Genomic DNA, 25,322 nt, shown 5'->3' on the forward strand with positions numbered 1-25,322 from the left:
GACGGGCGTGGATCAGGCCGGCGGGAGACCGGCGGGCAGCAGCGTTTCCAGCCCGGTGATGTCGTCCAGCACGCAATCGGCCGCCGCCTGAAGCGTTGCAACCGATCCCGTTCCGGTGAGCACGGCCACCTTCAGGCCGCAGCCGGCAGCCGCTGCCATGTGCAGATCGTGATTGTTGTCGCCGACCATGGCGACCTGCGAGGGCAGAAGGCCGACAGCGCGACAGAAGCCGAGCACCATGCCGGGCTCCGGCTTGCAGCCATGGCCGCTGTCATAGCCGGCGATGAAATCGAGATGATCGAGAAAGCCCAGCCGCTCCGCCGTTTCGCGGATCGAGCGTTCGTTGTCGCTGGAAGCGACGCCGAGCCGAAAGCCGCGCGCCTTCAGCCGGGCGAACAAGGCGGCCAGATCCGTCACCGGTACGGAATGCTGCGCACCCCGCACGAAAAGATCGTCCAGCGCCTGCGTCAGCGGGCCGACGGCAAGTGGCGAACCGGCCGCCACGAAGCCGGCCGCGATCTGCGCCGCCGTGCCGGCGGCAAACAGGCTGTCAGCCGCCGTGCGTCCGCTCACCGGATCCATGCCGGCGGCGCGCAGCAGACGCTCCTCCAGCGCGATGCCACCGCCGGCCGCCGCGATGCGGGCCGCCTCGCGGTTCACCGGGCCCCAGCTCTCGTCATAACTCAGAAGCGTGCCGTCCTTGTCGAACAGGATGCCGGCGATCTCGGAAATGTCTGTGGTCATGCGCCTCCGCCGGCCGGACGCAAGCGGGCGGCCACCGTCAACGGGTTGAGATAGGGTTCCAGCGCCTTGATCGTGGTGGAAAGAGCGCCGCGCATGTCCTGCACGGCCTCGTGGCCGCAATCGATCATCTTGCGGCGGGCCACCTCGTTGGTCATCAGGTAATGCACGGCCTTGGCGAGCATTTCGGTGTCGCGCACCATGCGGGCACCCCCCTTGCGGATGACCTGCTGATAGGTTTCGCGGAAATTCTGAACGTTGGGGCCGGAAAGCACCGCGCAGCCGAGCATGGCCGATTCGAGCGGGTTCTGCCCGCCTTCCGCCGTCAGCGAGCGGCCGACGAAGGAAATCTCGGTGAGGCGCAGGTAAAGCCCCATTTCGCCGATGCTGTCGCCGAGGAAGATATCGGTTTCGGGGGTGATGACATCGTTGCGGGAGCGCCGGGCGACCGTCAGCCCCTTCTCGCGCAGCATGGCCTCGATCGCATCGCCCCGTTCGGGATGGCGTGGCACGATGATGGTGAGCTGCTGGTTGCGCGGCTTGATGGCGCGATGCACGAAGGCGGCCGCCTCTTCCTCGCCCTCGAACGTGCAGATCGCCGCCCAGGTCTTCCGGTCTCCGACCTGCGACTGGTAGCCGGCAAGGACCGCCTCATCCACTGGCGGCGGATCGGTATCGCCCTTCAGATTGCCGGAGATCACCACCGGCCAGGCGCCCAGATCACGGAAGCGCTCGGCATCGAGATCGGAGCGCGCCACGACCAGCGCAAGGCGCCCGAACAGCAGTTCGGCGATCTTGCTGCGATTGCTCCAGCGCTCGTAGGAGCGGTCGGAAATGCGGGCATTGACGCGGATCTGCGGGATGTTTCGGCGGGAGAGTTCGGCCATGGTGGTGGGCCAGATCTCGGATTCTGCGGTGATCGCCGCATCCGGACGCCAGTAGGCGATGAAGCGCTTGATCGGAAACTTTACGTCGAGCGGCACATACTGGTGGATCACTTCGTCGCCCAGCCGGGTGCGGCTGAGGGCGGCGGACGTTACGGTGCCGGTGGTGAGCAGAACATGGATTTCGCGGCGACGCAGCTCGCGGATCAGCGGAATGACCGCCAGCGTTTCGCCAACACTTGCCGCATGCACCCAGATGAGCGGCCCATGCGGGCGCGGCACGCTGGGATAGCCGAAGCGTTCCAGCCGCCGCTGCCGCTCTTCCTTGCCCTTCAGCGTGCGATAGGCAAGGTAGGGGGACGCCAGCGGATAGGCACAGATACCGGCCATGCGGTATCCGAACAGGGCCATGCGCGCCAAGCCGTTGCTCACTGCCATCGCCCTCGATCACCCCTCATCCGCATCGTCCCGTTCACAGCCCGAAATTGCATTGGTGTATGCGTCGCAATTGCGTCAAAAACGCGCCACGTCCGCGTCAGGGCCGACGCCCGTGCGGCGCTCAGGCCTTGCTGTCGGGGTCGAGCAGCCGGTGCATGTGGACGATGAAATAACGCATGTGTGCGTTGTCGACCGTCATCTGCGCCTTGCTCTTCCACGCTTCCAGAGCACTGGCGTAATCGGGGAAGATGCCGACGATATCGAGCGCGTTCAGATCCTTGAAATCCAGGCCCTGAAGACTTTCCAGCTCACCGCCGAAAACGAGATGAAGAAGCTGTTTCTTGTCGCCCTGCACGGTCATTCTATGCCTCTTTTTATCAACTCCCCCGCCCCCTTCTCCTGCGGCATTCCGCACCAAAGGTCAACCCGATGCAAGGCCGTGGACAAGGCTTTCCAGCAGATGTTCGGCACCGGCACAGAGCACGCCGTGGGTCACTGCATCCCGGTTGTAGGCAAGCGGCAGCCGGTCGAGCCCGACCAGGCGTCCGCCGGCCCGTTCGAGGATCAGATCGGCGGCGGCGAGATCCCAGTCGTGGCTGTTGCGCATGACCACCGTGCCGTCAATGCGACCATCCGCCACCATGGCCAGCCGGTAGGCCAGCGAGGGGACGTGGCGGATGCGCTGCAGCGTGCTGCGCAAGCCCGGCTCGAACCGGCGCAGCATCTCCTCGGGCGCGGCGATGCGGCGCGGCTCCTGCGCACGCGGCTCCGAGGTGCGGATCGCCACGCCGTTCTTCAGCGCCGCTCCGTCCGCCACCGCGACGAATTCCTCGCCAAGGGCCGGCGCATAGAGAACGCCAGCCACCGGACGCCCCAGATGCACGACTGCGACGCTGACGCACCAGGTTGCCTCACCATTGATGAAGGCGCGCGTGCCGTCGATCGGATCGATGACGAACAGCGTCTCGCAGGCAAGCCGCGCGGGATCATCGTCGGTTTCCTCCGACAGCCAGCCATAGGCGGGGCGTGCGGTCCTCAGCAGCGTTTCCAGCCGGTCGTTGGCGGCGAAATCGGCGGCGCTGACCGGCGAGCGGCCCTCGTTCTTCCACCAGACTTCGGGCGAGCGGCCGAAATAACCGAGCGCCACGTCGCCCGCCTCGCGCGCGGCGCGGCGGATCAGGTCGAGGTCCTCGGTCCAGTCGCTCGCGGTCGTGTCCGTCACCTCAGCGCCCTGCCAGCGTCATGCCCTCGATGGCAATCGTCGGTGCGGCAACGCCGTACTTGCGGTCGATGTCGTTTGCCGGCGTCATGCGCATGAACATGTCCTTGAGATTGGAGGCAATCGTGACTTCCGAAACGGGGAAGGTCAGCTCGCCGTTCTCGATCCAGAAGCCGGTCGCACCGCGGCTGTATTCGCCGGTGATCATGTTGACGCCCTGGCCGATCAGTTCGGTGACGTAGAAGCCGTTGCCGATGCCGCGGATCAGGTCCTCCGGCGCAATATCGCCGGGCTCGAGCGCCAGATTGGTGGAGGCGGGCGACACGGAGGTGCCGCCCCGCACGCCGCGCCCGTTGGTCTCAAGGCCGAGTTCGCGGCCGGTGGAGGTGGACAGGAACCAGTGCTTCAGCACACCGTCCTCGATCATCACCATCCGCTCGCCGGTCACGCCCTCGCCATCGAAGGGGCGCGAGGAAGAGCCGCGCACGATCAGCGGATCGTCGGTGATGTTGAGGCCGGCCTTCAGCACCTGCTGGCCCATCCGGTCGCGCAGGAAGCTCGTCTTGCGGGCGACCGATGCGCCGTTGATCGCGCCGGCAATATGCCCGACGAAGCCGCGCGCAATGCGCGGATCGAAGACGACGGTGACATTGCTGCCGGTGTCCACCTGACGGGGATTGATGCGCCGGACGGTACGTTCGCCGGCACGGCGGCCGATCAGCTCTGCCGGATCGAGATCGGCGACATAGAGGCGGCTGTCATAATCGTAATCGCGCTCCATCTTCGTGCCCTCGCCGGCAATCACGCTGACGGAGCGGCCGAAGCGGCTGGCGATATAGCTGCCGGAAAAGCCGTGCGAGGTGACGAGAACGAGGCCGCCCGAACCGGCGGAGGCGCCGGCGCCGGAGGAATTGGTGACGCCCGCCACCGACAGCGCTGCCTGTTCGGCGGCCAGCGCCGCCTCTGTCAGCGCCTCCGTCGACACCTCGGTCGGATCGTAGAGATCGAGATCCGGATAGGAGGCGGCGAGCCTGGCCTCGTCCGCGAGGCAGGCATAGGGATCTTCCGGCGAGACCTTGGCCATGGCGACCGCCCGCTCGGCAAGCTGTTTCAGGTCGAAGCCCGGATTGGCCGAAACGCTCGCCACACGCCGCCCGACGAAGACGCGCAAAGAGAAATCATCGCTTTCGGAGGCCTCCGTATTTTCCACCTTGCCGAGGCGGACGCTGACGGAGCGGGAGCGGGAGCGCACCACGACGGCATCCGCCTGATCGGCGCCTGCCTTCCTGGCCAGATCGATAAGTTCGGCCGCGCGGGACAGCAGGGCACTGGAATCAATTGCGGAGGGCATTTCAGACGACATGGGATGAGCCTTTCGTTGCCAGACCATGTATTGTGGACGAAAGAAAGCATCAAGAGCGGCAAGGTGATTCTTGCCGCGATGCAGAATCCGAGAGGCCGCATGGCAACCACCGACCCGATGTTGAACGAAACGCTTCTGCTGCTGGCCGGCACCGTCCTGGCTGCACCTTTGTTCAAGAAACTCGGTCTCGGCACAGTGCTGGGCTATCTCGCGGCCGGCATCGTGCTCGGTCCGGTGCTGCGGATGATCAATGATCCGCAGGAAGTGCTGCATGTCTCGGAGCTGGGGGTCGTCTTCCTGCTCTTCATCATCGGTCTGGAGCTGAAACCGTCGCGCCTGTGGCAGATGCGCGGCGACATCTTCGTGCTCGGCACCGCCCAGGTGGTGCTGTCAGGCCTGGCGCTGACCGGGCTGGCATGGCTGACCGGCATCGCCAGCTGGCAAGGCAGCGTGATTGCCGGTTTCGGCCTGGCGCTCTCGTCCACCGCCTTTGCGCTGCAGATCCTGGCCGATAATGGCGAATCCAACACGCTCTATGGCCGGCGCGCCTTCTCCATCCTGCTGTTCCAGGATCTCGCCATCGTGCCGCTTCTTGCACTGGTGACACTGCTCGGCGCCGGATCGGAACCACATGCCAACACCTTCTTCATCGATTTCGCCAAGGCGGCGGTTGCCATCTGCCTGCTGATTCTCGCCGGCCGCTATCTGCTGACGCCGATGTTCCAGGTGATCGCCCGCACCGGCGCGCGTGAGGTGATGCTGGCAGCCGCCCTGCTCGTGGTGCTGGGCGCGGCAATCCTGATGCAGCTTGCCGGTCTCTCCATGGCCATGGGCGCCTTTCTCGCCGGCGTGATGCTGGCGGAATCCTCCTACCGCCACGAGCTGGAAGCGGATATCGAGCCGTTCCGTGGCCTGCTGCTCGCCATGTTCTTCATCGCCGTCGGCCTGTCGCTGCAGCTCGACGCCATTCTCGACAACCTCGTTCTGATCCTCGTCGGCGTGCCGCTCTTCATGGTCGTCAAGGCAGTCATCCTCTACGCCCTGTCGCGGCTATGGGGATCGAACCACGACGATGCCGTCAGCATCGCAGCCCTCCTGCCGCAGGGCGGCGAATTCGGTTTCGTGCTGTTCACCACCGCCGTATCCGCCAGCCTGCTGACGCCGGCCACCGCCTCGCTGCTGATTGCCAGCGTCACGCTGTCGATGGCGCTGACGCCACTCGGCACGGCGCTGTCGCGGCGTCTGATGGTACGCGAGACGCGCGAGGAGATCGCCGAGGATTTCGAGGGAGCGGGCGCGGACGTGCTGATGGTCGGCTTTTCCCGCTTCGGCCAGATCGCCGCGCAGATCCTGCTCGCCGGCGGCAGCGACGTGACCGTGATCGACGATTCGCCGGATCGCATCCGACAGGCCGCCACCTTCGGCTTCCGCATCTATTTCGGGGATGGCACGCGCCGAGAGGTGCTGGTCGCTGCCGGCATCGAACGCGCCAAGATCGTCGCCGTCTGCACCCACAGGCAGGAGATCACCGACAAGGTGGTGGACCTGATCCGCGCCGAGTTCCCCGAAACACGCCTGTTCGTCCGCTCCTATGACCGCATCCATTCGCTGTCGCTGAGGGCCCGCGAGGTGGAATACGAACTGCGCGAAACGCTGGAATCCGGTCTTCTGTTCGGCCGCAAGATGCTGGAGGGGCTCGACAAGTCCGAAGCCGAGGCAGCCGAGATCGGCGACGATATCCGCCGCCGCGACGAGGAGCGCCTGCAGATCCAGGCCGCCAAGGGCATCACGGCGGGGCTGCACATGCTGCACACCCGCCCGGTTCGCCCGGAGCCTCTGACAAAGCCGAAGCGCACGCCGGTGCGGGACGCCACGGAGGCCGAGGAAGAGGCCGACACCATCTGATGTGGGGCGCGGGTGACCGAGGGAGCGTCATCGCGCAGTCTCGATCACCGGTCGCAGGGCGCGACCGGAACGGCGTCAGAGCGGCGTTGCAGCCGCTTCGAACAGGCTTTCCAGCCCGCGCTTGACTTCGTCCTTGATGCCTTCGCTTTCATCGAGGATTTCGCGCACCTTGAGGAAATCCATGACGCCGAACCGGTTGACCGGCGGACGCAGGAAGAGGTGCGGCGGATGCAGCCTGAGCTTCAGCGCGATGCAGGCCTGCATCATCAGCTGGCTGGCGCCGAACATGCTGTCCAGCCGGTTCGGCGGATGCGTGCCATCGCCCTCCGGCCCGCCGACCACATCAACGCCGATCACGATGTCGGCGGCATCGGCCACGTGCTCATAAGGGACCGGGTTGAAGATGCCGCCATCCACCATGATGCGGCCATTGATGCGCACGGCCATGAAGAGGCCGGGAATGGCGGCCGAGGCGGCGATGGCGGTGCGCAGATCACCCTCCTCCACGATCACCTCCGCCTGGCCGTAATAATCGGTGACCGCGATCTTCAGCGGGATCGGCAGCGCCTCGAATGTGTCGGGTACCTGCGGCGGCAGGAAGCCGGCGAGGATGCGTTCCAGGTTGAAATGGCCCAGGCGAAAGCCGCCCACCATGTCGCGCATGCTGTCAGGCCCGAGCGACCACAGGCGACCCAGCACCGTGCCGCGATTGCCGAGCGTTTCCAGCGTGTAGTCGCGGATCTCGGCGCCGCTCATGCCGGCGGCCATGCCGGCGCCGAAGATGGCGCCGATGGAGGAGCCGGCAATGGCCACGGGCTTCACGCCCATCTCGTCCAGCGCCTCGATGACGGCGATATGGGCGATGCCGCGGGCACCGCCGCCGCCGAGCGCCAGCCCGACCCTTGGCTTGGTTCCGAGCGGGCGCTTCATCTCGACGGGCAGCGACAGCCGGGTGCTCATGGTCCTGGTCCTCAGGCGGGCCGGTAGCGGAAGAAGTCGATCCGGGTATCGCCAAACATGCGTTGCTCCAGCGGCTGGAAGACGGGATCGACGGCCAGCGTCACATCCGCCCGCTCTTCCAGCACCACCAGCGCCTCGGGCATCAGCCAGCCTCCCTGATGCGCACAAAGCAGCGCTGCTTCTCCAAGCCCCTGACCATAGGGCGGATCGGCAAAGAGAAAATGGCAGGGTTCCATCGTACCGGCCGGCCCAAGCCGGGTCGCATCCCGGCGCAGGATGCGCGCGCGGCCGTGCAGGCCCAGGCTTTCGATGTTTTCCCACAACAGGCCGCGGCCCTCGACGCTGTTTTCCACGAACAGCGCGCTGCGACAGCCGCGCGACAGGGCTTCCAGCCCCACCGCGCCGGTGCCGGCGAAGAGATCGACGACGCGGGTGCCCTCGATCGCTTCGGGATAGACATGGCCGATGATGTTGAACAGGCTTTCGCGCGTCCGGTCGATGGTCGGCCGGATCGCGCTGGATTTGGGCGTGGCCAGAGACCGGCCCCGAAACTCACCACCGACGATCCGCACGGCGCTTACCCTCTCGGTGTTCTCGAACGCGAACCGCCCTTGGGACCGGACCCCGGCCCGCGACCGCCCGCCGGACGCCCCGCCGGCTTGCCGCCACCCGGCTTGCCACCGCCCGGCTTACCTCCGAAGGACGGCTTGCCGCCTCCGGGCTTGCCACCAAACGACGGCTTGGAACCGAAGGGCTTTGCGCCCGGCTTGCCGCCGGAGGGTTTGCCGCCGAACGGCTTGCCACCGGCCGGCTTGCTGCCGAAGCCACCGCGTTCCACCTCGGCGCGACGCCCCTCGGGACGCCCGCCTTCCGGCCGGCTGAAAGCACGTTCTGCGTTTTCACGTGCCGAGCGACCGGGACCGGACCCGGAACCATAGGGCTTGGAGCGCGGACGATCGCCGTCCTCGCGCGGCTTGCGGTCGCCCCGCGGGCGGTCCGAAAAGCTGCGCTCGCTGCGATCACTGCTGCGCTCCCCGCGCTCGAAACGGTCGCTGCGCTCCGCCCGATCCGGGCGTGGGCCACGATCCGGACGATCCCCGCGATCACGACGCTCGCCCCGCTCCGGCCGATCGCCACGGTCAGCACGGTCGCCACGATCACGACGACCGAAGCCGCCTTCATCCTCGTCGCGCGGACGGCGCGCGGGCGCCTCGGCGCGGATCCAGTCGCTGTCGCCTTCGACGCGGTTCACATTGACGCTGGAGGCACGGCGTGGGGCCTCACCGCCCTTGCTGAACAGGCGCTCGGCCTCGGCTCGCGCCGATTTCTTGGCGCCGCCATCGGCCGTCGGACGCGCACCGGGCGCCATCCAGACATTGGCGGTACGGGCAGTGCCGAGCGGCAGGCGCTTCTTCGGCTTGTCCTCGCCGAAACCGTCGCCACCGAACTTGCCGCCGCGCTTGTCAAAATCCTTGCCCTTGGCGGGACCCTTGCCCTTTGGCGACGGCTTGCCGCCAAAACGGTCACCATCGCGATCACCACGTCCCTCACGGCGCTCCTCGGCGCCCCAGGGCTTGTCGTCGCGACCGGCAGAAGGGCCCTTCGGCTGCGGCTTCTCGTCGTCGGCCACCGGGTTGCTGTAGACCGGCGCCTCGAAATTCGCCTTGGATTCCTCGATCAGGCGCGGGCCGAGCTGGTCGCGCAGCATGCGGCCGCGCACCTCCACCACATGGCCTTCCGGCAGGTCGCCGAGCTGGAACGGACCGTAGGAGACACGGATCAGGCGGTTGACATCGAGGCCGAGCGCGCCGAGCACGTTCTTGATCTCGCGGTTCTTGCCTTCGCGCAGGCCCATGGTAATCCAGACATTGTGGCCCTGCTGACGGTCGAGCGTCGCGTCGATCGCACCGTAGAGCACGCCATCGACGGCAATGCCTTCCTTGAGCTTGTCGAGCGCGTCCTGCGTCACCTCGCCATGGGCGCGCACGCGGTAACGGCGCAGCCAGCCGGTGGTCGGCAGTTCGAGCACACGCGACAGGCCGCCGTCATTGGTCAGCAGCAGCAGGCCCTCGGTATTGATATCGAGGCGGCCGATCGACATCACGCGCGGCAGATCCTCCGGCAGGTTGTCGAACACGGTCGGGCGGCCTTCCGGATCGGAATTGGTCGTCACCAGGCCGGCCGGCTTGTGGTAGAGCCAGAGGCGCGTCCGCTCGATGCCGCGGATCGGCTCGCCATCCACCTCGATGCGATCGGAAAGCGTGGCATTGACCACGGGCGTATCGAGAACCTGGCCATTGAGACGCACGCGGCCGTCCATGATCATCCGCTCCACGTCGCGGCGCGAGGCGACACCGGCACGGGCGAGAATCTTGGAGATGCGCTCCGGCTTGCCGGCGGTGGCATCGGTCGCCTCGGCGGCCGGCGCTGCGGCCTTGCGGGCCGGCCTTGGACCGAGATCGAAGGTCTTTTTCGGCTTGGCGGTATCTTTCCTGTCGCGATCGAAGGGCTTGCCTCCCTCGCGCTTCGGCTTGTCTTTGAAGCTCATTTGTTGTTTGCCTGAAGCAGAGTGTCGGACGGATATGTCCCGACCATGTGCGTGTTGACTGAATTTTCGTCTGGTCGCACCGCGGAAAACGGCTGGCACGACGCAAGGGTTGGGACCGTTCCTACCAGTTCGTGTTGCCCTGGTTAAGAGGAAATCGCCGTATGAGCGGGACAAATCGCTTCATGGACGAGGCACTGGCGGAGGCCCGCAAGGCAGCGGAACGCGACGAAGTGCCGATCGGTGCCGTTGTCGTTCTCGACGGGCACATCATCGGACGGGCCGGCAACATCACCCGCGCAACCTGCGACGTGACCGCCCATGCCGAAATGGCCGCGATCCGCATGGCCTGCGAGGCGCTGGGCCAGGAGCGCCTGCCGGGCGCCGATCTCTACGTGACGCTGGAGCCCTGCACCATGTGCGCGGCGGCCATTTCCTTTGCCCGCATCCGAAGGCTCTACTATGGCGCGCGCGATCCCAAGGGTGGCGCGGTGGAGAGCGGCGTGCGCTTCTACGACCAGCCGACCTGCCACCATGCGCCGGATGTCTATTCCGGCCTCAGCGAAACGACGGCAGCCGAACTGCTGGTCGATTTCTTCAAGGGGAAGCGGGAGGAGCCGCGCTGAAATCAAGCACGGCGACCGCTCGACGCGGCGTCCGGCTTATTCGAACACCTTCCACCAGGACGAAGTCTTGCTGGCAGCCTCGGCGGCCTTCTTGCGCTCGCGTTCCTTCTGGGCCTCGGGCTCGCCGAGATCGGTCAGGTTGGCATTGTCGGCCATGCGATATTCCGGCGGCGGGTCGGTCAGCGTGCGACGCTGGCCGGAAATGCCGGGATCGTTGGCATTGGCCTTGGCCTTGCGGAAGGCTTCCCACTTCTGGCTTTCCGTCAGCGTGCCTGCGGTGCCGTTGCCGGCCAGAAGCGGCGAGCGATAGTTGGGATTGTTCTTGTTGGCTTCTGCCTCTTCGCGAAGGCGGGCACGCGTTTCTTCCGGCGATTCCAGCCACTGCGGATTGTTGTCACGGCTGGCAAGCGAGGCCTGCGGCGCGGGCAGCCCCTGCTCGATCTTCTTGTTGACCACGAGCGGCGGGCGCGGATTGTAGGCGGTCTTCTTCTCTTCCTTGTCAAGGCCGAGCGAAACCGACTCACCGAGGTCGTCGGCCAGCTGTTCGGCGGCCGTCTTGCTCGTGCCGTAGGTGGGGCTGGACACGCAGCCCGACAGCCCCAGGCTCGTCACGGCAACGGCGAGAATGCCTGCACGCGCGCAAATGACCTGCATCGTTTTCATTCAAACCCTTCCAGCCGCGCCCGTCCTCGACGCCTGCGAGATTACATCGGATCGCAATGACCGAGAATTCCGGCCAATTTCAGGCAGACTTACCGGATGACGCGTCAAAGCGCAATCATCCGGCACGGTTTGTTACTTGAGCGCGGCAAGTTCGCGCAGGGCCTTTGCATCACGCGCCGAGACATCCGGATAGTCGGGATCGGAACCGACATCCTTCGTGATGCGCCAGGAACGGGCGCAGCGCGTGCCCTCCGCAAGCTTCGGCTCGACCGCCACCTTGGTGCCATCCTCGAGACGGAAGGCGTCTGCCGGCCCCTCGCCCGCCACCACGGCAATATCCGAGGTGATGCAGATTTCGGCAAAGTCCAGCCCGTCCAGCGCGGCGAGCAGCGCGGGATCAGCGACGTGCACGACGGGGGCGGCTTCCAGCGAGGCGCCGATGCGCTTTTCCTTGCGCTCCACTTCCAGCGCGCCGGTGACGACACGACGGACAGCGCGCACGCTCTTCCACTTTTCGGCCACGGCCTCGTTCGCCCAGTCGGCCGGGATCACCGGGAACTGTTCGAGATGCACCGATTCCGCCGAGGGATCGCGCGACAGCCAGGCCTCTTCCGTGGTGAAGGGCATCATCGGGGCGAACCACAGCACCAGGCAATCGAAGAGCTTGCGGATGACGTGGAGTGCCGCGCGACGCTTCAGGCTGGAGGGCGCTTCGCAATAGAGCGTGTCCTTGCGGATGTCGAAGTAGAAGGCCGACAGTTCCACATTGGCGAAGTCGGAAAGTGCCCGGACGATGCGCTTGAAATCGAACTCGTCATAGCCCTTGCGCACGAGCTGATCGAGTTCGGAGAGGCGATGCAGCATCAGCTTTTCGAGTTCCGGCAGATCGGCATAGGCAATCTCGTCGCCGTGGTCATGGGCGAGCGTGCCGAGCATCCAGCGGATCGTGTTGCGGATCTTGCGATAGGCATCGATATTGGTCTGGATGATCGTCTTGCCGAGGCGCTGGTCTTCCGCATAGTCGGTCGACATGACCCACAGGCGCAGGATATCGGCGCCCGATTCCTTCATGACGTCCTGCGGGAAAACCTGGTTGCCGAGCGATTTCGACATCTTGCGGCCGTCTTCGGCCATGGTGAAACCATGGGTGACGACGGCGTTATAGGGCGCGCGGCCGCGCGTGGCGCAGCTTTCCAGAAGCGAGGAATGGAACCAGCCGCGATGCTGGTCGGACCCTTCCAGATAGACATCCGCCGGCCACTTCAGGTCCGGGCGGTCTTCCAGCGTAAACGTGTGCGTGCTGCCTGAGTCGAACCAGACGTCGAGGATGTCGGTGACCATCTGCCACTTGTCGCCGTCATGCTCATTGCCGAGGAAGCGCTCCTTGGCACCTTCGGCAAACCAGGCATCCGCCCCTTCCGCCTCGAAGGCTTCGAGGATGCGGGCATTGACCTTTTCGTCCTTCAGGACATTGCCTTCGGCATCGGCGAAGACGCAGATCGGCACGCCCCATGCTCTTTGACGAGAAAGAACCCAGTCCGGACGCTGCTCGATCATGGCGCGCAGACGATTCTGGCCGCCGGCGGGGACAAAGCGGGTCTGGTCGATGGCGGCAAGCGCGCGGCTGCGCAGCGTGGTGCCATCGGCAAGGTCCTTGTCCATGTAGACGAACCATTGCGGCGTGTTGCGGAAGATCACCGGCTTCTTGGAGCGCCAGGAATGCGGGTACTCGTGCTTGATGCGGCCACGGGCAAACAGGTTGTTCGCCGCGATCAGCGCCTCGATCACCCGCTTGTTGGCATCGCCCTTCTTGCCGTTGTCATCCAGCACGCGGGCAGCGCCGCCCTCGGCGGATGGGCCGAAACCGGGAGCATCTTCCGTGTAGAAGCCGGCGTCATCGACCGTGAAGGGAATCTTGGTATCCACGCCTTTGAAGCGCGCTTTTTCCATCCAGATGTCAAAGTCTTCGCGACCATGACCGGGGGCCGTGTGCACAAAGCCCGTGCCGGCGTCTTCAGAAACATGATCGCCGTCGAGCATCGGAACCGTAAAGCCATAACCGCCGGCAAATCCATTCAATGGATGTCTACAATTGACGCCCTCAAGTTCAGCACCGCTGACTTCTCGCACCAACTGCAGCGTCACCTTTGCCTTTGTCGCGCATTCCTCCGCAAGACGCTTGGCAAAGATCAGCTTCTCGCCCGGTCGCGGACCGAAATCGTTGGTAGCAGCGGTTACCTCGTACAGACCGTATTCAATCTTCGACGAGTAGGAGATGGCGCGGTTGCCGGGGATGGTCCAAGGCGTGGTCGTCCAGATGACGACGGCGGCATCGAGCAGATCGCTCGCTTGCTGGCCATCACGCACCATGAACTTTACCGGAAACTTCACCCAGATCGTGTCACTCTCGACCTCGTGATACTCCACCTCGGCTTCCGCCAGCGCGGTGCGCTCCACCACCGACCACATGATCGGCTTGGAGCCGCGATAGAGCTGGCCGCTCATCGCAAGCTTCAAGAGTTCGCCGGCGATGCGGGCTTCCGAATGGAAGGCCATGGTGGTGTAGGGATGGTCGAAATCGCCCTCGATGCCGAGACGGCGGAATTCCTCCGACTGGATGTTGATCCAGCCTTGCGCGAATTCGCGGCATTCCTTTCGGAATTCGTTGATCGGAACCTCGTTCTTGTCCTTGCCCTTGGCGCGGTAGGCTTCCTCGATCTTCCATTCGATCGGAAGACCGTGGCAATCCCAGCCCGGAACATAGTTCGAGTCAAACCCGCGCATCTGGAACGAGCGGGTGATGACATCCTTCAGCACCTTGTTCAGCGCATGGCCGATATGGATGTTGCCGTTGGCGTAAGGGGGGCCGTCATGCAGCACGAATTTTTCGCGGCCGGCGGCAGACGCGCGCAGCTTCTTGTAGAGCCCCATCTCCTTCCACTTGCTTGCCATGTCCGGCTCCTTCTGGGGAAGGCCGGCGCGCATCGGAAACTCGGTCTGCGGCAGGTAGAGGGTCGAGGAATAATCGGTCTTGGTATCGGTCATGGATCAGCCATTCAGGGAGGCGACGGCAAAATGGGTCGCGCGGATGAAATTCGACGTGGCGGAAGAAACGTGCCCGGACGAAACGACGCCCAAGCACCGAAAACCCGGACCTTCCCGCGCGATTACGCTGCGTGGAAGGCCGGGCCGATAATTCGATGAATGCGGGCCACGGAAACGATCGTCATAGTGCCGGGTTGTTTAAGGGTTTTTGCCGGCAAAAGGAAGGGGCAAGATCAGGCGGAAATGCGCGGCACGACCGCTCAGGCAAAGGCAAGCGGCGCGCCACGGCCGGGCTCCGGCGGCAGGGGCCTGCCGCGATGCGCCACCACACGGTTGCGCCCCTCCTCCTTTGCCGCATAAAGGCCGCTGTCGGCATCGGCCATCCACGCATCCAGGCTGCGGGCCGGATCATCCATCACGGTGACCCCGCAGGAGAAGGTCAGCCGGAACCGGTTGTCGCCGGAGCGGATCTCCTCCGTCGAGAGGAAGGAAAGCAGCGCCTGGATGACGCCAAGCGCCGACGCATGGTCGTGGCCGGGCAGGCAGATGCCGAACTCCTCGCCCCCCAGCCGCCCGAAGATCGCCTGGGCAGGCAGGATCTTGCGCAGGCATTCGGAAAACTGCACCAGCGCATCATCGCCGGCGCGGTGGCCATAGGTGTCGTTGATACGCTTGAAGTGGTCGAGATCGAGCACCGCGATGGCGGTTGCACCCCGGCTGGCAAGCTGCGCCGCCTGCTCCAGAAAGACCCGACGGTTGAGAAGCCCCGTCAGCGTGTCGCGCTCGGCCAGCCTGCGCTGCATCTCGCCGCTGCGTTCCAGCTTCAGCACCATGGCCATCATGAAGGACAGCAGGTTGAAGATCAGAAGCAGCATGCTGGTATAGGCCATCCAGTCCGACACCGGCAGCCGGTCGATGAACTGCACCGGATAGAGAATGGCAAGCGGCGCCGTCATCAGGTTGGCAAGCGCATAGACCGCATAGATGGCGGAGGCCAGCCGGCCGGAGGGCAGCCACTCGCCGGGTTTCCCCCGCCACAGCACCGCGGCGCCGAGCGCCAGATTGGCCGCCGACCCCACATAGATCAGCATGATGCGCATGGAGGTGGGATCAGCCGTCAGTTCCGCCAGGCCAAAGCCGATACAGACGAACACGGAGACAACGAAGGCCTCGCCGATCCGGTAGGGTTGTCCGTAGAATTCCTTGAAGCCCAGCCGCATGAAGCCGGTCAGCGCGACATAGATCGAGCCGCCGAGATAGGCGAGGATGTTGTGGGGCAGCGCTTCGGTCATGCTGGTGCAGATCGCGCCCAGCACCATGAACCAGGCGGCAAGCACCCAGTAGATCATGTCCTTCTGGCGAGGGGACCGTATCCACGCAATGGTGGCGACCACCACCACGGCAAAATTGACCACCGCATTGTAGGTGACGACCGTCAGCAGATCCAGCATCGGCGCGATACGCTTTTTCAAATAGATCCGCCGGATTCGGCGGTTTCTGCAATGACGCCACTCCTGTTGTCCCGCCGCAAGGGGCGAAATGGTCAACAAAGGGTAAACGTCCGGCCTTCCACAGCTATTCGCACGGCACACGCGTCCGGCAGGCCGAAGGAAGCGTCAACGGAGCCTCCGGCGCCAGCCAGCGGCGGCCGCGCCATCTTGAGGAAATCTTGATGCGGGCCGGATGATTTCCAAATCGAAACCTGATGCCGGCAGGCCTAGCTTTGAGCCTGCAACAGCATGAGGGATCTACCCATGTACAGGCTCAGCCTCTTCTGCGCGCAGGATATCCAGGCGCACGAACTCTTTTCCATCATCCGCGCGGCAAGCCGCGAGACCTCGGCCCCGCAGGCGACACCCCCCGCAGCGAACGCGCCTGCTGCCGCAACGCTCCCCTGGCGCCAACGTTTTGGGCGCCAGCGTTTCGGGCGCCTGCTCAGCCGGCTGATGGCCGAGCCGCAGGTGTGACGGGAGCCGCCATCATGCCTCTTTCCCCGTTTCAGGGAACCTTCGTCGATCTCGTCACCCCGTTCCGGGACGGCGCGCTGGACCATACCGGCCTGTCGCTGCTGATCGAATGGCAGATCCAGGCCGGGATCGAGGGCCTCGTCGTCTGCGGCGAGGCGAGCGAATCCCATTGCCTGACGCCTGCCGAGCGGGCCACCGTCATGGCCACGGCCATCGAGGTGGCGCATGGTCGCGTGCCTGTGCTTGCCGGCATCGTCACCAACTCCACCGACAGGGCGATAACGCTGATCGATGAGGCCCGCCAGGCCGGCGTCGATGGAGCCGTTCTGGTCCTGCCCTATTACAACAAGCCCTGCGCAGAGGGCGTGGTGCGGCATTTGATGCAGATCACCGCCGGTGCCGGCCTGCCGGTGCTTCTGCTGAGCCGCCCCGCCACCACCATGCTTGCGCTGACACCGGAACTTGTTGGGCGCCTGGCCGGCCTGCCGAACGTGTCCGGCATCATCGACGGCTCGCGCGATCACGCTGCCCTCTTCGGCCTCTCCGATGACACGCGCCTGCGCACCCGCCTCTACTGCGGCGACGGACAAGGCGATGTCACGGGCTTTCTCGGCTCGGCCGGCTGCATCTCCTGGGTCGCCAATGTCGCACCGCGTTTGGCTGCCTCGCTGCATCATGCGGCCGCAGGCGGCAATCTCAAGGCCGCGCATGCATTGCAGACGCGCCTGCAGCCGCTGCTCGATGCCATGGACCGCGATCATCCGGTCTCGACGTTGAAGCAGGCGCTTGCCTATGTGTTCGGCACCTCGCCGGAAGTGCGCCTGCCGCTGGTGCCGGTGGAAGCGCAGAATCTGGCGGCGCTGCGCACCGCTCTCTCGCTCGTCGGCCTTTCGACCGACCTTCCCTTCCTGCAGGCAGCCGCCCTTGCCACGCAAGGCGGCCTGCGCTGCCGGCTCTGACCCTGTCGAACAAGGAGACTATGATGGGTTCCGCCCAGAAAGCCGAGGATCACCAACGATCCCGCATCGCATCCCTGCCCCGCTTCACCATCGGCCGCGATCATCACGGCTGGTGGGTGGTGCACGACCGTCAGGATCGTGTCGGCGGGCTTTTCCGCACCCGCGAGGCAGCACTGCACTTTGCCGCCGGCGAATGCGAACACCCGATCACCGAGATCTGCATGGCCGAGACCGGCCGCGTGATCGAACTCGGCGCCTTTACCGCCGATGCCCTGCCGCCGGCAGCGCTGGCACGGCAGCAGCCCCGTCACGCGATGCGGGCGCGGGCCTGACGAGGCCTCTTCTCAGAAGGCGATCCGGGCGTCCAGAGCCCCGAGCGGCTGGACGCCCTGCAGCAGCGCCCTTGCCTCCGCCTCGTCCTGCTTCATCTGCGCCACCAGCGGGTCCAGCCCGTTGAACTTCAGTTCCGGGCGCAGATAGCCGAAGAAGGACACCGACGAGACCTCGCCATAAAGGCTGCCGGAAAAATCGAACAGGAAGGTTTCGAGCAGCGGCGCGCCATTGTCCGTCACCGTCGGGCGGCGGCCATAGCTTGCCACGCCGTCATGCAGCGAACCGTCGGGCCGGCGGAAGCGCACGGCATAGATGCCGGATCTCAGTTCCGTTTCCGCAGCAAGGCGCATGTTGGCGGTGGGATAGCCGAGCGTGCGCCCCAGCTTCTCGCCGTCGATCACCTCGGCCTCCACCGTGTAGCGATAGCCGAGCAGGCCGGCCGCCTCCACCACATTGCCTTCGCCGAGAAGGGTGCGGATGCGGCTGGAGGAAATCACCTCGGCGCCCTCGTCGCGGAAGGCATCGACGAGCGACACGTCGAAGCCGTAGCGGCGACCGGCCTCCATCAGGAAGGCCGGACCACCCTCGCGGCCACGGCCGAAATGGAAATCGAAGCCCGTGACGACGGCGCTGGCCTTCAGCCAGCCGGCCAGCACGGTCTGCACGAAATCCTCGGCGGTGCGCTGCGAGAAATCGCGGTCGAAGGGGTATTCGATCACCGAGCGGAAGCCCATGGCTGCCAGCAGGCGGGCCTTCAACGGCGCAGGCGTGAGGCGGAACACCGGCTGGTCCGGCCGGAAGACGGTGCGCGGATGCGGCTCGAAGGTCAGCACCAGGGCCGGAACGCCGCGCTGTTCGGCGAGCGCCAGCGCCCGTTCCAGCACGCTGCTGTGGCCGCGATGCACGCCGTCGAAATTGCCGATCGCCACCACACCGCCGTGCAATTCGGCCGGCAGCGGCTCTTTCTTCTCGTTGCGGTGAAATACGGTCATGGCGCGGTCTTCCGTCAGGCGAGCCTTGGCATCCACCACTTCGGCGTCGCCCCCTCGCGCTTGAGATAGGCATTGAGGATCGCCTCGTCGGTCTTGCCGTTCACCGTATATTCGGCCGCGTGGATGCCACCGGAAATGTAGAGAAGGTCGAGGCCGTAGCTCAGCGCCCCCTTCACATCGGTCGGCATGCCGTCGCCAACGGCAATCACCCTGGCCATGTCGATCTCGCCGCGAACCTCGCGCGCGGCGGCCAGCGCCGCCTCGTAGATCGGCCGGTGCGGCTTGCCGGCGATGCGGGTTGAGCCGCCGAGCTGTTCGTAATAGGCGGCAACGGCGCCGGCGCAGGGGATGATGCGATGGCCGCGCTCGACCACCAGATCCGGATTGGCGCAGATCAGCGGCGCGCCCCTGGCGACAAAGCGGCTCAGCATGTCGTGATAATCTTCCGGCACTTCCTTTTCGTCATCGAAGAAGCCCGTGCAGACGATCGCCTCTGCCGACTCCTCGCCGGTGACGGTGACGTCCAGCCCCTCGAGCAGCGGCATGTCGCGTTCGGGGCCAAGCAGGAACACCCTGTTCGGGCCCTCGGCGATCAGCCGGCGGGTCACGTCGCCGGAGGTGACGATGCGGTCATAGGCCTCATCCGGCACGCCGAGCACACGCAGCTGGTCGATGACGCCCGGCGCGGGGCGCGGCGAATTGGTGATCAGCACCACGGTAACGCCGGCCTTGCGCGCATCGGCCAGCGCCACGCAGGCAGCCGGGAAGGCGTCGACGCCATTGTGCAGCACGCCCCACACATCCGAAAGCACGAGCTGATAGCCCGCCGTGATCGCGCTGAGATTCTGAATGCGGTCTGCCATGGTCATCCGGTGCCTTGAAAAAGATATGCGCTGACATGGCAAAGCTGGGGGCCGATGGCAAGGAGTTTCCTTGTGAACACTGCGGCTGCAGCCACGTGGCACGGCCTCGCCGTCAGAACCCCGCCAGCCGCCACAAGAGACCGGCCGCCGCGCAGAGGCCGAGCACCTTGACCATGCCGATCTTCAGCCGCAGAAGCAGGATGGCCGAGACGAGGAAGAGGATGAGCGCCGCCGGATCGAGCGAGGCCAGCCGCGGCCACCAGAGGCCGGGCGCCCCCTCGCCCGTCCATCCGGGAAACAGCGGCAGACGGTGCACATCGGCAAACAGCACATGCAGGCCGAACCACAGCGCCAGATTGGCAATGACCCCGACGACGGCAGCGGTGATGGCAGACAGCGCTGCGGAAATCTGCGGTTTGCCGCGCAGCCGCTCGATGTAGGGCGCACCGGCGAAGATCCAGATGAAGCTCGGCACGAAGGTGGCCCAGGCCACCAGAAGCGCGCCGAGAATGCCGCCGATCACCGGCTCGAGCCCCGGCACCGTGCGAAAACCGACGAGATAGCCGACATAGGAAAGCACCAGCACCAGCGGCCCCGGCGTGGTTTCCGCCAGCGCCAGTCCGTCCAGCATCTCGCCGGGGCGCAGCCAGCCATAATTCTCGACCGCCACCTGCGCCACATAGGCGAGCACCGCATAGGCGCCGCCGAAGGTGACGAGCGCCATCTTCGAGAAGAAGGCAAACAGGGCGGCCAGGCTTTCCGCGCCCGCCACCGGCGACAGGACGAGGAAGGGCAACTGCCAGACGAGGACCCAGAAACCGAGCTGCAGCAGGGCCGTGCCCAGCGGCGGCCGGGGGCGCCGGGTCTCCACCGGGTCGGCAGCGGCAGGTTCTGCCGGCAGCCTCCGTGCGCGCAGATAGCCCGCAAGCCCGGCCACCACCACCACCAGCGGAAACGGCAGGGCCAGCACGAAGAGCGCCAGGAAGGCGAGAACCGACAGGAGCCGGAGGAACCGGGTCTTCAGCGTGCGGCGGGAAAGCCTGAGCACCGCCTCCAGCACGATGGTCAGCACCGCGGCCTTCAGGCCGAAGAACAGGCCGGACAGCCAGCCGGCGTCCTGATAGAGCGCATAGGCGGTGGAAAGGCCGATGATGACGGCAAGCCCCGGCAGCACGAACAGGAGGCCGGCAACGATCCCGCCGCGCACCCCATGCGTCAGCCAGCCGATATAGGTGGCGAGCTGCTGCGCCTCCGGGCCGGGCAGCAGCATGCAGTAGTTCAGCGCATGCAGATAGCGGTCCTCGCGGATCCAGCCTTTTTCCTCGACGCAGACGCGATGCATCATGGCGATCTGCGCCGCCGGCCCGCCAAACGAGAGGCAACCGATACGCGCAAAGGCCAGCGTCAGCGCGCCGAACGACGGAGCAGGTTCATTCATGCGCTCAGGCAGCCGCACGGGGAAAGAACCACAAGGGAAAAGGTTCCGCCGCAGGATAAAATTTCTGGGCCCCGTTCTTGACTCATACAGGCTCCAATCTTATCTCAACGGCGCTGGCACTCACCAGATGGGAGTGCTAACAACATCATCGCGGGAAACTTTGAACCCGCCTATGTCATTTGATCGAGGGATTAGACAATGGCAAGCACCAATTTCCGCCCGCTGCACGACCGCGTTGTCGTTCGTCGCGTCGAGTCTGAAGAAAAGACCAAGGGCGGCATCATCATTCCCGACACCGCCAAGGAAAAGCCGGCAGAAGGCGAAGTCATCGCTGTTGGTCCGGGCGCCCGCAAGGAAAACGGCGAGCTGGTTGCGCTCGACGTGAAGGTCGGCGACCGCGTTCTGTTCGGCAAGTGGTCCGGCACGGAAGTCAAGCTCGACGGCGTTGACCTTCTCATCATGAAGGAAGCCGACATCATGGGCATCATCGGCTGATTTTCGGCCGAAGGCCTCTCCACCTCAAGATTGAACGACAGCGGGCTTGATAAGCCCAAGGGAGTTTTCACATGGCTGCTAAAGAAGTCAAATTCGGCCGCACCGCGCGCGAAAAGATGCTGCGTGGCGTCGACATTCTCGCTGATGCCGTCAAGGTAACGCTCGGCCCGAAGGGTCGTAACGTCGTCATCGACAAGTCCTTCGGCGCTCCGCGCATCACCAAGGACGGCGTATCGGTTGCCAAGGAAATCGAACTGGAAGACAAGTTCGAGAACATGGGCGCCCAGATGGTCCGCGAAGTTGCTTCGAAGACCAACGACATCGCAGGCGACGGCACCACCACCGCAACCGTTCTGGCCCAGGCCATCGTTCGCGAAGGCCAGAAGGCCGTTGCTGCCGGCATGAACCCGATGGACCTGAAGCGCGGCATCGATCTCGCCGTTGCCGAAGTCGTGAAGGATCTCCAGGCCAAGGCCAAGAAGATCAACACCTCGGAAGAAGTTGCCCAGGTCGGCACGATCTCCGCAAACGGCGACACGCAGGTTGGCCGCGACATCGCGGAAGCCATGCAGAAGGTCGGCAACGAAGGCGTCATCACGGTTGAAGAAGCCAAGACCGCCGAGACCGAACTCGAAGTCGTCGAAGGCATGCAGTTCGACCGCGGTTACCTGTCGCCCTACTTCGTCACCAACCCGGAAAAGATGGTTGCTGACCTGGAAGACGCCTTCATTCTCCTGCACGAGAAGAAGCTGTCGAACCTTCAGGCCATGCTGCCGGTTCTCGAAGCCGTCGTCCAGACCGGCAAGCCGCTCGTCATCATCGCTGAAGACGTCGAAGGCGAAGCTCTTGCAACGCTCGTCGTCAACAAGCTGCGTGGCGGCCTGAAGATTGCTGCCGTCAAGGCTCCGGGCTTCGGCGATCGCCGCAAGGCCATGCTGGAAGACATCGCCATCCTGACCGGCGGTACCGTGATCTCCGAAGATCTCGGCATCAAGCTCGAGAACGTCACGCTCGACATGCTCGGCCGCGCCAAGAAGGTTTCGATCTCCAAGGAAAACACCACGATCGTCGATGGCAACGGCCAGAAGGCTGACATCGAAGGCCGCGTTGCCCAGATCAAGGCCCAGATCGAAGAAACCACCTCCGACTACGACCGCGAAAAGCTGCAGGAACGTCTTGCCAAGCTCGCTGGCGGCGTTGCCGTGATCCGCGTCGGCGGTGCAACGGAAGTCGAAGTGAAGGAGCGCAAGGACCGCATCGACGACGCTCTGAACGCAACCCGCGCGGCCGTTCAGGAAGGCATCGTACCGGGCGGTGGTACCGCTCTGCTGCGTTCCTCCACGAAGATCTCGGTCAAGGGCGCAAACGACGACCAGGAAGCCGGCATCAACATCGTTCGCCGCGCCCTGCAGTCGCTGGTTCGCCAGATCGCAGACAACGCCGGTGACGAAGCTTCGATCGTTGTTGGCAAGATCCTCGAAAAGAACGACGACAACTTCGGCTACAACGCTCAGACCTCCGAGTATGGCGACATGATCGCCATGGGTATCGTTGACCCGGTCAAGGTTGTTCGCACCGCTCTGCAGAACGCTGCTTCGGTTGCTTCGCTGCTGATCACGACGGAAGCCATGATCGCCGAACTGCCGAAGAAGGACGCTCCGGCCATGCCGGCTGGCGGCATGGGCGGCATGGGTGGCATGGACTTCTAAGTCCAGCCTTCCGGCATCGCGTTACGAAGGGCGGCCCTCGGGTCGCCCTTTTTTGTTGCCCGATCGGCGATCAGGCTGATGGTGCCCGAATGGCCGCCAGCGTCAGGTCCACGGCGTTTGCATGAACCTCTGCCCTCACGACGCCCGGCATATCCGACCAGTAAGGGCTGCCGGAACGCGCGGCCGTCTCGGTCCCCACCGGCAAAAGCGTGTAATGGCCGACGTCCTTGCCAAGGCTGATGAGCCGGCTGCTGGGCAGGCGCTCGTTCAGCCAGGCCGAGCAGAGATCGTAGGGCGCTTCGCGATCCGCCTCGCCGCAAAGGAGCGTGACCGGCAGGTGAAGGGCGCGCAGGCTTGTCTCCGTGAAGCCGCGCACCGGCGGCGCCGCTGCCATGGTGACGACGGCCCGTATCCGTTCGTCGCGGTAGTCGTGAGACTGTCTTTCCCAGGAGGCCCGAAAGACGGCGCTGGAAGAGAGGAGCGGTTCGATCTGCGCGGCCAGATCCGGCATTTCCTGCGGCCCGCCGGTTTCGGGATGCGCCGCCACGAACGCCATCATCCGCTCAACCTCGGTGATGGCGCCGGCCAGGGCCAGCGCGGTATAGCCGCCGAGTGAAAAGCCTGCGGCCGAAACGTTTTCAAGATCCAGCCGGCCGGCCAATGCCCCCTCCTCGCTCAGCCGGTCCAGAAGCACCGTGAGGTCCCGTGCCCGTTCCCACCAACACAGAAAGCCTTCGGCACGATAGGCTTCCACGCCCGTATTGCCATGATGATCGGCCCCGATCACCACAAAGCCCTGTTCGGCAAGCGCGGCGGCCAGCCAGCCGAGACCGGAGGCCGAACCGCCGGTGCCATGCGAGATCAGCACCACCGGATAGCGCTCCGCAGACGCAGCAACAGGCGCCTCGGGCGCCAGTAGACCAAGAGAATAGAGGGGACGGCGGGGCGGGATCACGATTTCCCGGGCGAGGCTGCCGGCCGCAGCGGGATACCAGGCGGACCAGCGAACGGGACGCGGGCCGTCGCCGCTCCAGTTCGATCGCGCCTCATCCAGCAGCAGCCCTGCTGCAAAGCCTATCGTTCCAGCCGTCACGTCGTTCTTCCCATTCTGGCCACCGCCGGGCAGGATAGAAATATTCACCGCTCAATTTCAATGCCGGATGCGCACCGTTGGAGGATCGCTTCCGCCACCAGAACCTCCGTGCCTGCCAGACCTGTGGAGCAGAACAGCGTGATATCCTCTTGCCGCCTGACCGGCCTGTTTTCCGCAACCAGGAGGGAGAGATCCCTGATCCGCCGCATGTCCGGCGTATCGGTCAGGAAGAAGGGCCTGGCATAGGCCAGCATCTGCTCCGGTGAATCGGTCGCAATCGTCCGGGCAGCAGCGGCAACCCCAACCGCGATTTCATGGGCACCGACGAATTTCGGGCCGACCGTGTTCACATGCGTGCCCGGCTTCAGCCACGACGCCTCCAGAACAGGCAGGGTGCTGGATGTGGCGCAGATCACGATGTCACTCTCCGTCACCGCCTGCCGGGCGGTCTCGACCGGACGGACGGATATGCCGAGACGCCGCCCCATCTCATCGGCAAACCGGATCCTGTTTGCTTCGTTACGGCTGTAGATAAGGGCGTGCCGAATCGGCCGGACGGCGGCCGCCGCTTCCAGCTGTGTTTTCGCCTGCTCACCGCTGCCGATGACGCCGACGATGCGAGCATCGTCTCGTGCCATGTGGCGGATCGCAACGCCGCCGATCGCGCCGGTTCGTAGCGCTCCCAGTCGCGCGCCGGTGACAAGGCCGATGAGCGCTCCAGTGGAGGGATTCCAGAGGACGACGACCTGCTCGTCCCGTTCGCCGTTGAACGTCGTATAGGCCCGGAAGCCGGCGACCGGCTGGGCCCCGCCTGTGACGCCGCCCACCGTGAAGACCAGATCGCCTGCATCGCCCATCGCAACGCAATGCCGCGGCGGCGACACCAGCATGCCGGCGGCTTTCTCGCGAAACGCCCGTTCCACAGCCTCGATCGCGATTGTGGTCAGCGAAAGATCCTGCAGATCCCTGTCGGTGACGACCTTCACCATTCTCGTATCCTCGATGTTTCCACCATGCTCCGACCTCAAGCGCTCTTGAGGTCAAGTCTTGAATTCGCGCTTGCCGTTCGTTCACAAATACCGAA

The 25,322-nt window shown here is 65.1% G+C and carries 23 protein-coding genes; 7 read left to right on the forward strand and 16 right to left on the reverse strand.

What is annotated here, in order from left to right; all coding sequences use genetic code 11:
* Positions 1-12 precede the first annotated feature (12 nt).
* The 5 genes from F3H95_RS03270 to F3H95_RS03290 form a co-directional block, all read right to left on the reverse strand.
* Positions 13-744, reverse strand: coding sequence for an HAD family hydrolase (locus F3H95_RS03270; RefSeq protein WP_149744909.1), 732 nt, complete (start codon positions 742-744; stop codon positions 13-15).
* A complete protein-coding gene (gene waaA, locus F3H95_RS03275; protein ID WP_149745097.1) occupies positions 741-2,057 on the reverse strand; it encodes a lipid IV(A) 3-deoxy-D-manno-octulosonic acid transferase in 1,317 nt (438 codons plus the stop codon). The genes F3H95_RS03270 and waaA overlap by 4 nt, the downstream gene beginning before the upstream one ends.
* Before the next feature lie 127 nt (positions 2,058-2,184).
* Positions 2,185-2,424, reverse strand: coding sequence for a DUF4170 domain-containing protein (locus F3H95_RS03280; RefSeq protein WP_143124854.1), 240 nt, complete (start codon positions 2,422-2,424; stop codon positions 2,185-2,187).
* Positions 2,425-2,484: 60 nt separating this feature from the next.
* Entirely contained in the window at positions 2,485-3,285 is an 801-nt protein-coding gene (locus tag F3H95_RS03285) for a 3'(2'),5'-bisphosphate nucleotidase CysQ (RefSeq protein ID WP_149744910.1), read from the reverse strand.
* Between the two features lies 1 nt (position 3,286).
* Complete coding sequence (locus tag F3H95_RS03290; RefSeq protein ID WP_149745098.1) at positions 3,287-4,633, reverse strand: TldD/PmbA family protein; 1,347 nt, start codon at positions 4,631-4,633, stop codon at positions 3,287-3,289.
* Between the two features lie 111 nt (positions 4,634-4,744).
* Here F3H95_RS03290 and F3H95_RS03295 point away from each other — a divergent pair, with 111 nt between their 5' ends.
* A complete protein-coding gene (locus tag F3H95_RS03295; RefSeq protein WP_143124852.1) occupies positions 4,745-6,550 on the forward strand; it encodes a monovalent cation:proton antiporter-2 (CPA2) family protein in 1,806 nt (601 codons plus the stop codon).
* Between the two features lie 75 nt (positions 6,551-6,625).
* On the opposite strand, the gene F3H95_RS03300 is transcribed toward F3H95_RS03295, so the two are convergent.
* Genes F3H95_RS03300 through F3H95_RS03310 form a run of 3 tightly spaced genes read right to left on the reverse strand, consistent with a single transcriptional unit; the run spans position 6,626 to position 10,058 of the window.
* Entirely contained in the window at positions 6,626-7,480 is an 855-nt protein-coding gene (locus F3H95_RS03300) for a patatin-like phospholipase family protein (RefSeq protein ID WP_244617877.1), read from the reverse strand.
* A gap of 41 nt (positions 7,481-7,521) precedes the next feature.
* On the reverse strand, positions 7,522-8,082 hold the full coding sequence (rsmD, locus tag F3H95_RS03305) for a 16S rRNA (guanine(966)-N(2))-methyltransferase RsmD (RefSeq protein WP_143124850.1): 561 nt from the start codon (positions 8,080-8,082) through the stop codon (positions 7,522-7,524).
* A 5-nt stretch (positions 8,083-8,087) separates the two neighbouring features.
* Positions 8,088-10,058: a pseudouridine synthase gene (locus F3H95_RS03310; RefSeq protein WP_149744912.1), complete on the reverse strand. Its 1,971-nt coding sequence runs from the start codon at positions 10,056-10,058 to the stop codon at positions 8,088-8,090.
* A gap of 161 nt (positions 10,059-10,219) precedes the next feature.
* On the opposite strand from F3H95_RS03310, the gene F3H95_RS03315 reads away from it, so the two are divergent.
* Positions 10,220-10,681, forward strand: coding sequence for a nucleoside deaminase (locus F3H95_RS03315; RefSeq protein ID WP_143125069.1), 462 nt, complete (start codon positions 10,220-10,222; stop codon positions 10,679-10,681).
* 36 nt (positions 10,682-10,717) lie between these two features.
* Here F3H95_RS03315 and F3H95_RS03320 read toward each other — a convergent pair whose 3' ends face one another.
* From F3H95_RS03320 to F3H95_RS03330, 3 genes are all read right to left on the reverse strand, one after another.
* Positions 10,718-11,344 (reverse strand): hypothetical protein, encoded by a 627-nt coding sequence (locus F3H95_RS03320; RefSeq protein ID WP_143125070.1) that lies wholly within the window; start codon positions 11,342-11,344, stop codon positions 10,718-10,720.
* Positions 11,345-11,476: 132 nt separating this feature from the next.
* Complete coding sequence (ileS, locus tag F3H95_RS03325; RefSeq protein WP_149744913.1) at positions 11,477-14,389, reverse strand: isoleucine--tRNA ligase; 2,913 nt, start codon at positions 14,387-14,389, stop codon at positions 11,477-11,479.
* A 260-nt stretch (positions 14,390-14,649) separates the two neighbouring features.
* Positions 14,650-15,861, reverse strand: coding sequence for a GGDEF domain-containing protein (locus tag F3H95_RS03330; protein WP_149744914.1), 1,212 nt, complete (start codon positions 15,859-15,861; stop codon positions 14,650-14,652).
* Between the two features lie 282 nt (positions 15,862-16,143).
* Here F3H95_RS03330 and F3H95_RS27055 point away from each other — a divergent pair, with 282 nt between their 5' ends.
* From F3H95_RS27055 to F3H95_RS03340, 3 genes are read left to right on the forward strand one after another with little or no spacing between them, the layout of a single operon-like run.
* The gene (locus F3H95_RS27055; RefSeq protein WP_188134280.1) at positions 16,144-16,356 is read left to right on the forward strand and encodes a hypothetical protein; all 213 of its coding nucleotides are present in this window, start codon (positions 16,144-16,146) and stop codon (positions 16,354-16,356) included.
* A 14-nt stretch (positions 16,357-16,370) separates the two neighbouring features.
* A complete protein-coding gene (locus tag F3H95_RS03335) occupies positions 16,371-17,315 on the forward strand; it encodes a dihydrodipicolinate synthase family protein (RefSeq protein ID WP_188134281.1) in 945 nt (314 codons plus the stop codon).
* Positions 17,316-17,338: 23 nt separating this feature from the next.
* On the forward strand, positions 17,339-17,647 hold the full coding sequence (locus F3H95_RS03340; RefSeq protein WP_149744916.1) for a hypothetical protein: 309 nt from the start codon (positions 17,339-17,341) through the stop codon (positions 17,645-17,647).
* Between the two features lie 12 nt (positions 17,648-17,659).
* On the opposite strand, the gene F3H95_RS03345 is transcribed toward F3H95_RS03340, so the two are convergent.
* The 3 genes from F3H95_RS03345 to chrA form a co-directional block, all read right to left on the reverse strand.
* A complete protein-coding gene (locus F3H95_RS03345) occupies positions 17,660-18,640 on the reverse strand; it encodes a bifunctional riboflavin kinase/FAD synthetase (RefSeq protein WP_149744917.1) in 981 nt (326 codons plus the stop codon).
* Positions 18,641-18,654: 14 nt separating this feature from the next.
* A complete protein-coding gene (locus tag F3H95_RS03350; protein WP_149744918.1) occupies positions 18,655-19,503 on the reverse strand; it encodes a TIGR01459 family HAD-type hydrolase in 849 nt (282 codons plus the stop codon).
* 112 nt (positions 19,504-19,615) lie between these two features.
* Positions 19,616-20,941, reverse strand: a complete 1,326-nt coding sequence (chrA, locus tag F3H95_RS03355; RefSeq protein WP_149744919.1) for a chromate efflux transporter — start codon at positions 20,939-20,941, stop codon at positions 19,616-19,618.
* Positions 20,942-21,139: 198 nt separating this feature from the next.
* On the opposite strand from chrA, the gene groES reads away from it, so the two are divergent.
* Entirely contained in the window at positions 21,140-21,436 is a 297-nt protein-coding gene (groES, locus tag F3H95_RS03360; RefSeq protein WP_143125078.1) for a co-chaperone GroES, read from the forward strand.
* Between the two features lie 71 nt (positions 21,437-21,507).
* On the forward strand, positions 21,508-23,145 hold the full coding sequence (gene groL / locus F3H95_RS03365) for a chaperonin GroEL (protein ID WP_143125079.1): 1,638 nt from the start codon (positions 21,508-21,510) through the stop codon (positions 23,143-23,145).
* A gap of 70 nt (positions 23,146-23,215) precedes the next feature.
* On the opposite strand, the gene F3H95_RS03370 is transcribed toward groL, so the two are convergent.
* Complete coding sequence (locus tag F3H95_RS03370) at positions 23,216-24,286, reverse strand: alpha/beta hydrolase (protein WP_149744920.1); 1,071 nt, start codon at positions 24,284-24,286, stop codon at positions 23,216-23,218.
* Positions 24,283-25,227, reverse strand: coding sequence for an ornithine cyclodeaminase family protein (locus tag F3H95_RS03375; protein ID WP_149744921.1), 945 nt, complete (start codon positions 25,225-25,227; stop codon positions 24,283-24,285). The genes F3H95_RS03370 and F3H95_RS03375 overlap by 4 nt, the downstream gene beginning before the upstream one ends.
* Between the last annotated feature and the right edge of the window lie 95 nt (positions 25,228-25,322).

The sequence above is a fragment of the Rhizobium sp. RU35A genome, from assembly GCF_900156005.1.
GTDB lineage: Bacteria > Pseudomonadota > Alphaproteobacteria > Rhizobiales > Rhizobiaceae > Neorhizobium > Neorhizobium straminoryzae.